We start from the raw sequence: 7,422 nt of genomic DNA, 5'->3' as shown, positions 1-7,422 counted from the left end.
GCACCACAGCACCACAGCACCACAGCACCACAGCACCACAGCACCACAGCACCACTGCACCACTGTCACGACCAGTCACTCATGATTGTAGGCCCAGTCTCCCACGCGCTCCAGACCTGCACTAAATGGGACATCGGCATAATTCTGCCGGGGAAAATAAAACATCTGATCCCAGTTCAAGATGACGCTTGGCGTATTCACAACCAGCGCCCACGGATTATCGGCATATCGATTCCGTGCTTCATCTCCGACGTAATACACATACTCCGGATAGGCCGGCATGCCGGTCTCCGGAACTGCAGGCAAATAAGCGGGCACCAGTTCGTCCAGCGACTCAGGAGGCCTCTCCTGATCCTGTTCGAACTCCTTGATCGCGGCAATCAAGGGCTGGCTCCGCTTCGCAAACTCTGCCATCCCCTGCATCCGTGTCTCCCGGCTCATACGGAATCCCACAACCGTACTCACAAACCAAATCATGACCGGCACCAGCCAGAGTAACGCGCGGTTTCCCACTTTCTTATCGACCGCTTTAACCAAACGCCACAAAATAAAAGCCCCAGCGACCAACAACCCCCACTGGTAAAGCGGATAAAAGAATTCAAATGACGAGTCAGGTAACAACGCAGCCCGCTCACTCCACGGTATGACGGCGATCGGTGAAAAGGCTAAGATCAACAGCAACAGAATTTTTATGATATTCATATTTTTTCTATTCCTGAAATATTTGTGGAACACAATCAAACTCATTCACTCATGCACGTAGGCCCAATCTCCTATGCGTTCCAGACCACCGCCATAACCGACCTTGGGATAGTTCTGTTTCGGGAAGTATAACATCTGATCAAAGTTGATGGCGCCGCTGGGTGTGAACACCGAAAGCACCCACGGATTCTCGGCAAATCGTTCTCGGGTTTCGTCTCCGGTATCATAATGGAACTCGGGATACGCCCTCATCCCCGTATTCGGAACTTCAGGCAGATAATCAGGCACCAGATCTGAGAGTGCCTGCGGTGGCACGGCATGATCGTCCGCATATTGCTCTATCGCGTGGATCAATGGTTGACTGCGGCGAGCGAATGTTTCCCATCCGGAAATTCGGACTCGATCTCCCAAATCGGTTCCCACAATAAAACACGGAATATACAGAATGGATAACAGCAACCAGGGCAGGGCATGAGTTCGATCGCGTTGGAAGCAAACTCTCACCAGCAGCACCGGCAACGCCAGCAGCGCAGCCAGTAACGGGAACACATAGAGCGGAGAAAACCAGAGAAAAAACATTGTGCCAACTCGTGCCGTCGCCATCCATTCTGCGAACGAAAAATAACTGATCGCGGAAATCGCAAATAACGCATAGAAAAGATGGTCTTTTGTTTTCATGCCCCAACATTTCTTCCAGTTCGCGGTGATGCTATTCCTCACTTCTCAGATCCGAAATCTGCGTGCAGCAATACCAGGCTACGATGGCACCGATTACCCCATTCAGACTGCCAACAACCAAAGCACCAGACTCCCCCTCGATCAATCCTGTGATAGCACCGAACACGAAAAATAATAGACCCCAGATCACAGGCTGAAATCGTTGATACGCATTCCGGCTGGAATACCGACTATAATAGACATACATGGAAGCGATGATCGCTCCCTCAAACTCGCCCAGTAATACGAATCCGGGAATCCATCGTTCCTGACTTGTGATCATCGCCACAACATGACCGATACCAAATCCGGCCAGAGTTCCCACAACCATTCCCAAACTGCCATACGGAATATAAAGTAGCGATCGAGGTGCAGGCACATGGGGAATGCGCGCCAGTATGAGGAAAGCATACCAGTGTTTTAGTGTTTCAGGAGAATGACCACATGCAAACAGGCCTTCGGGGGTTTGAAAAACAATTCCCTGCCGCAGATCTGTGGACAGACAAATCAGATCACTGAGAATAGTACTGCCGACATACCATTTGCACTTCTCAAGAGGAAAATGTTTCTGCTGACTGGCATATCTGACGATGAGATGTCCCGTTTTGAAGCTTATCATTCTGGGAAAATGAAAACGCTTGATCAAATTCAAGATCAGCGACTTCAGCAGAATCAGAATCAGGCCTCCGCCGCCAAAAACGGCAAAGAGAGTCCAAGGCGATAATAGATCTTCTTCATTCCCAATTCCTATGAGAGCGAGTAGACCCCAAAACAGAAAACAAAATAGAAAGGTAAATACCAGAAACATTTTACCAAAATTGACCAAAAACAGGAGAGAGCGAACATCCGATACCTGCACGACATCCACCAGCTGTCCGCCGCTCCGTGCAAATTCGAAAAGTTCCGGCGATACGCTCTCCACACAACTCCGGCAAAAGCGTCTGCCATTCCACAACCTCACCGCTTCGCCAAGAATCGGTTCTTTACAACTGGGACAAACAGCTGGAATCACACGCGCACCTCCTGACAAGACAGATCTCAGTGCCGTTCACGTCCTTTTATTGTAATGAATTCAGGTTAAGAAGACAGCATTTTTCCCGCAGTCTTATTCCCCGCCGATACCTTCTTCTTCGCGTTCCACCTCTTTTGCTTCCTGCACATGCTGGCCTGCAGGGTTTACAATCCGGTCCATTTCCACCATCGCACCAATGATACCGCCGCCGCCTGATCCCGTGCTGTCTTTATGACGAAACAGATCCTTAACAGCTACAACCAACAGCCAGGGCATCAGCAAGACAAACAGAATAATCCCAGCCAGCACACAGACTTCGATGGGTTCCATCAGATTCGCCTCGCATCACTGTCAGTGGAGAGAATGGACACAAAACGTTTCAGTCCTGAACCTAACTGAAACACGGCAATCACAAACAGAACTTTTCCCACCATAGCCAGACAGCTCAACTGAAACCAGTCATTCCAGAGTTGCTGATACTCATCCGGCCCCATCAGAACAGGTTCGGAAGGAGTGGCGCTGGAACTCAGCAATTGAGTACACAAATCGACCAGAAAGAACACCAACAGCGAAGCGACCAGCCACGATTTTCCTTTGACCATCGGCCAGGAAATCACCACAACCAACGCCGCACATTCCAGGCAGAGCAACAGCCAGGGACTTACCTGGTACAAGTATTTAACAGCTTCCATTGATGTCATCATCCTGAAAATAGATTCGTTTAGTATTCACAGCATCTCCTTCGAAGCCGACTCCGCCTCACGAATCGCCTGCTGTTTGAGATCACTACGACGAATCGTGGAGGTCAGCCACAGCCCGTAAGGTAGCCAGATGTAATAGTTCCAGGGAGCGGGTAACACAAATACCAACACCACAAACAGCGAAACCACAATCCAGAAGAGAACGGACATCTTCACCACAAACGCCCGTTCGCGCGGCCCGTTTGTCTGTTTGATGCTGTTCCAGGTACCGTACACGCCTCCCAACACTCCCAACAGAGTGCCGCCGAGGGCACCGATCAATCCAATGGTTTCCGGTTTCAACGCTTACACCTCCCGATCTGTCGCAAATAATACATTCGACTCAGGAACCCCACACTCTGATTCGTCAACCGGAGTGAATTCTTAAGCTAAAAATCCGGAAAGACGCGCTTGACCCAGCTTTCACTGAGACGCTCTAACGCTTTCTCTAATCTTGCGTTGGTACAATCGAGCGACCTGATTTTCTTTTCCGTCGCGCTGCACATCATGCCGACCACGGTTGTAATCGCCCATGTCACGACCACAATACCCGCTTGAATCGGACCGTTCTGCCACAGACAAATGATACCCGTGGGAATTGCCAGCCCGGCGAAGAGTAAGACGGAAGGTACGAAATACATATTGGTTCGAATCTGCGGTTTCAGAGTTTCCAAAGCATCCTGATTTTCAATCACGTGATACCGCCTCAGAAACCCGTCCAGTTGCGATTTCGAGTAGAGGCACGCAAATAACTGTCCCGCCTGACTCAGCAGGAAAATCCCCAAAGACATCGTTTTCAGGTAATCGAATATTCCCGCCTCAGGGCTTGCGCCACTCTGATTCATGGAATGGATCACATAAAACGCATAGATCGGGATCATGACAATGAGCGTCAACGGCACCATCACTGGAGCCGAGATCACGCTGAATTTTGGTTCGTCAATAAATGAGTCGGGGTCTAAAAATTCGGGTTCATCCATCAACCATAGTCCTTAAATCAAAGCAGAACAAATCAGTTTAGGGGAGGTCGGCTCACTCGTCGATAGGCATAAATAAAACCAAGAGCCGTATAACAGATAAAATGAATCGCCGACTTTCCTGAAGGCTGCGCACTGTTTTTGACCACACATGTTCCGGCAAAGCGGTCTGTTAACGTCTGCCGATCTTCATCCACCAGAGTCCACAGCAGGTCATAGACTAAATTAAATGGAAAGCAAAAATTCAGCAGAAAACGATAGGTCATTCGAAAGACAGAAGGCCTGGTCCCGCGCAGATTCAGAATTCGGGCACCGGTCACCCAATAGCCGACCGTACGAACTCGCGACGCTTTAAGCACTGTCAGATAGAACCAGATGAATGAATACCAGATCAAGGACAAACTCGCTCTTGATTCATCCTCGGAATAGTCATCGAAAACAAACAGAGAGAGAACAAGAAGCACAAACAGCACCCCCAGAAGAACGGCCGCATCCACCATGAAAATGACGATCCGTCTCATAAATCCGATATAGTCTTCAGGCGCAAAGAAAACACCTTCTCCCAGAGAACGATCTCGTTGAACAGTAGACATTCCAGACTAGCCTCATCAAAACCGGGAACCGTCTCAACCTTGTCCGAACACGTCAAAATCGAGCCCGGCTTCAATAGTACCCCCCACCAACCCGATGTGCAAATACACAGAATTCAGAATATCATGCCACATGGAATTACATCATACGACACTTCACAAACAGAAACCCCGGTTCCGTTGACAACTTCCGAAAGTTTTTCGGGTCGCTCTGTTCCATTTTCGGATCGGGCTTACCTTCGCAAATTCCCACGAGCGTCAGCCCTGCTTCCAGCAAAGGTTGTAAAATCGCCGTCAGCGGTCGCCGATAAAATTCCACCTGCACCGGCCGCCCCAGCGTATCCCATTCATCCACGATTTTTTCCGTCAGAAAATAATTGCCGCTCGGAGAGAACGGGTAATCGACAAACGGGTGATGCGTCGAAAACACAAACAGACCGTTCGGCTTCAAGACGCGTCTGACGTCTCGAAACAGGACAGACAAATCTTCCAGGTAATGAATGGCCAAAGGACAGATCGCCAGGTCATACGCCGCGTCCGCTTCCCGAGGCAGTCCCTGCGCCAGATCCTGTTCGTAACACTTAACGGCATCACCCAGCCTCTGTTGAACCAGCGCCACCATTTCCGGCGAACAGTCAACGGCTGTCACGCGGGCGCCCTGGCTCAGCAGGTACTCCGAGTACACGCCCGGACCGCATGCCAGATCCAGCACTGCTTTGTTTTGAAGTTCAGGCAGCAACGCCAGCAGAGAAGGGCGTTCGTAAAACGCGTTGTAGCTGTTGTCTCGAATCGCCGCCGCATATTCGTCGGCGTGTTCGGAATACATCGGGTTGAACATATTTCACCAGTTCCGGGCAGCAGAGTTTTTGGCAGAAGTCCCGCGACAGTCACTCTGACTTATATAACACGACTCCGTCCCCCCAGCAATGCTTGAGCGAACGGAGTCGATTTCAGATCCCAACTCTGATTTAATACTGCGCGATTTAATACTGCGCGACCGCATTCTCATACAGTTCTTTCGCAATCCCGCGCAATGCATCATCGGCCTGCTGACCGCCGATATTCGTCATGATCACAATCGCAATATCTTTTTCTTTATCGATCCAGATCTGCGCCAGGTTTTTTCCATTCGAGCCGCCATGATAGAGCAGGGGATACGGTGCCCAGTCCACGGTGACCCAACCCCAGCCATGTGCATATTTCCCTTCGGGCGGCGTTCCCGGACGGTTTTCGCCTTTGATCGTGAACACAGGCGTATGAATTTTCTCCACCATTTCCGGTTTGACAATATTGCAAGGCATCCGCGTCCCGTTCCCGGCGTTCCAGCCGGCCCAGGTTGCTAAATCCAGAATCGAAAGGTGCAGACAGCCCGCTGGTCCGAGGACCATTGAGTTATCGGCGTTCGGCCCCGCCATATACGACTTGACCTTGCCATCTTTCTGAACCACATGTCCCAGCGGTGCATCAATTTTCCCGAGTGTTGACTGCGTTCCCAGACCGGCGGTCGTTAATTCGAACGGTTCGAAAATCCGTTCCACAATCAGCTCATCCCACGGTTTGCCGCTGACGCGCTCAATCATTGCACCCGCAATCGTATATCCGCGGTTGTTATAGGCCCACGCCTTCGAAGGCTCAGCCACTAAAGGCAGCTTGACCGATTCCTTGAGCAGCTGGTACCGCTGATCGTTCAAATCGCCATCGACATCAAAATTATCTTTCAGTATCTTCATCAGATTTTCATCGTCGGCACGCATGCCACTTGTATGCGACAGCAGTTGTTCCAGCGTCACTTTTTCAACGCCGGGAGCCATCGAGGCTTTCAATTCCGGAAAAACGTCGCCCAGTGTCGAATCCCATTTCAGCTTGCCTTCTTCAATCATCATGCCCGCGATGGTCGCGGTCATCGCTTTGCCATCGGAGCCCAGATGAAACTTGTCATGAATGGTGACCGGAATATCCGCGCCCATCTTCCGCGTTCCAACCGCACCATATTCAGTCAGCACACCCCGTTCGACCACCGCAGCAGCGACCGCCGGCAGATTGCCCGATTTCAGATAAGGTTCCAGTTTATGATTTATCGTCTGTCCCTGCACAGCGTTCTGCTGAAGAATCAGACTACCCCCGACAAAAAGCAGGACGGCACAAAATCGTAATACAATCATCAGCTAAACTCCCAACTCACGAAACTCAATAATACAGGCCCAGACAACAACACTCTGTGCTTTCTTTATCGTGAATCTGTACAGCCGTCTGTTGAATCTTCACTGAAAAACGATAGAGATTCCAAAATCGACCACGTACGATCCGCGCAGGCTTTATAACTGATCTGCAGAGGCCGCAGCCCGATAACCCGTATAATCCGAGACAACTACCAGCAGGGCGAACGAAATCAGATCGTCAGGAGAAGTATGGCTTGCTTCCGTTTCACAACCGTGCGATCCAGGTTTCCACGTTGAGCACTTCACCCAGGTGATAAAAACAATCGATTCGCGATCGCGGGAATTAATATCTCAGGCAAAAAAAGATGGTCAGGCTATTTTTCCTCAGGAACTTCCTTCAAATACAGTCCCTTCGCCGCGAGTTTGCAAAACCCCACCGCTGTAGAAACATTGAGTAGTACAACCATCAGGATAGCTAGTGGGTGTCCCGAAAGTGGCTTCGTACGGAATTTTACGTGTTAAAGC

At 50.3% G+C, this 7,422-nt stretch carries 10 protein-coding genes; all 10 read right to left on the bottom strand.

Features of this window, described 5'->3' with window-relative positions; genetic code table 11:
• Nucleotides 1–75: 75 nt before the first annotated feature.
• On the bottom strand, nucleotides 76–702 hold the full coding sequence (locus Q0294_RS03495) for a hypothetical protein (protein ID WP_299460971.1): 627 nt from the start codon (nucleotides 700–702) through the stop codon (nucleotides 76–78).
• A gap of 45 nt (nucleotides 703–747) precedes the next feature.
• Nucleotides 748–1,380 carry a hypothetical protein gene (locus Q0294_RS03490; protein ID WP_299460969.1) on the bottom strand — a complete coding sequence of 211 codons (633 nt, stop codon included), beginning with the start codon at nucleotides 1,378–1,380 and terminating at the stop codon, nucleotides 748–750.
• Between the two features lie 31 nt (nucleotides 1,381–1,411).
• Complete coding sequence (locus Q0294_RS03485) at nucleotides 1,412–2,431, bottom strand: hypothetical protein (protein WP_299460967.1); 1,020 nt, start codon at nucleotides 2,429–2,431, stop codon at nucleotides 1,412–1,414.
• 93 nt (nucleotides 2,432–2,524) lie between these two features.
• Complete coding sequence (locus Q0294_RS03480; protein WP_299460965.1) at nucleotides 2,525–2,761, bottom strand: hypothetical protein; 237 nt, start codon at nucleotides 2,759–2,761, stop codon at nucleotides 2,525–2,527.
• A complete protein-coding gene (locus Q0294_RS03475) occupies nucleotides 2,761–3,123 on the bottom strand; it encodes a hypothetical protein (RefSeq protein WP_299460963.1) in 363 nt (120 codons plus the stop codon). The genes Q0294_RS03480 and Q0294_RS03475 overlap by 1 nt, the downstream gene beginning before the upstream one ends.
• Nucleotides 3,124–3,159: 36 nt before the next feature.
• On the bottom strand, nucleotides 3,160–3,474 hold the full coding sequence (locus Q0294_RS03470; protein WP_299460961.1) for a hypothetical protein: 315 nt from the start codon (nucleotides 3,472–3,474) through the stop codon (nucleotides 3,160–3,162).
• Nucleotides 3,475–3,560: 86 nt separating this feature from the next.
• Nucleotides 3,561–4,151 carry a hypothetical protein gene (locus Q0294_RS03465; RefSeq protein WP_299460959.1) on the bottom strand — a complete coding sequence of 197 codons (591 nt, stop codon included), beginning with the start codon at nucleotides 4,149–4,151 and terminating at the stop codon, nucleotides 3,561–3,563.
• Between the two features lie 32 nt (nucleotides 4,152–4,183).
• Entirely contained in the window at nucleotides 4,184–4,741 is a 558-nt protein-coding gene (locus tag Q0294_RS03460; protein ID WP_299460957.1) for an RDD family protein, read from the bottom strand.
• Nucleotides 4,742–4,877: 136 nt separating this feature from the next.
• Nucleotides 4,878–5,576 (bottom strand): class I SAM-dependent methyltransferase, encoded by a 699-nt coding sequence (locus Q0294_RS03455; RefSeq protein ID WP_299460955.1) that lies wholly within the window; start codon nucleotides 5,574–5,576, stop codon nucleotides 4,878–4,880.
• A gap of 145 nt (nucleotides 5,577–5,721) precedes the next feature.
• Nucleotides 5,722–6,900: a serine hydrolase domain-containing protein gene (locus Q0294_RS03450; protein ID WP_299460953.1), complete on the bottom strand. Its 1,179-nt coding sequence runs from the start codon at nucleotides 6,898–6,900 to the stop codon at nucleotides 5,722–5,724.
• Nucleotides 6,901–7,422 lie beyond the last annotated feature (522 nt).

This window comes from uncultured Gimesia sp. (assembly GCF_937919775.1).
Classification (GTDB): domain Bacteria; phylum Planctomycetota; class Planctomycetia; order Planctomycetales; family Planctomycetaceae; genus Gimesia.
Note: the sequence above shows the minus strand (reverse complement) of the source record. Positions and strands in the feature narration are given on the sequence as shown.

Coding starts and splice junctions, on each gene's coding strand:
- Q0294_RS03495 (WP_299460971.1), bottom strand. CDS start 702: ATGAATATCATAAAAATTCTGTTGCTGTTGATCTTAGCCTTTTCACCG.
- Q0294_RS03490 (WP_299460969.1), bottom strand. CDS start 1,380: ATGAAAACAAAAGACCATCTTTTCTATGCGTTATTTGCGATTTCCGCG.
- Q0294_RS03480 (WP_299460965.1), bottom strand. CDS start 2,761: ATGGAACCCATCGAAGTCTGTGTGCTGGCTGGGATTATTCTGTTTGTC.
- Q0294_RS03475 (WP_299460963.1), bottom strand. CDS start 3,123: ATGGAAGCTGTTAAATACTTGTACCAGGTAAGTCCCTGGCTGTTGCTC.
- Q0294_RS03465 (WP_299460959.1), bottom strand. CDS start 4,151: ATGGATGAACCCGAATTTTTAGACCCCGACTCATTTATTGACGAACCA.
- Q0294_RS03460 (WP_299460957.1), bottom strand. CDS start 4,741: ATGTCTACTGTTCAACGAGATCGTTCTCTGGGAGAAGGTGTTTTCTTT.
- Q0294_RS03455 (WP_299460955.1), bottom strand. CDS start 5,576: ATGTTCAACCCGATGTATTCCGAACACGCCGACGAATATGCGGCGGCG.
- Q0294_RS03450 (WP_299460953.1), bottom strand. CDS start 6,900: ATGATTGTATTACGATTTTGTGCCGTCCTGCTTTTTGTCGGGGGTAGT.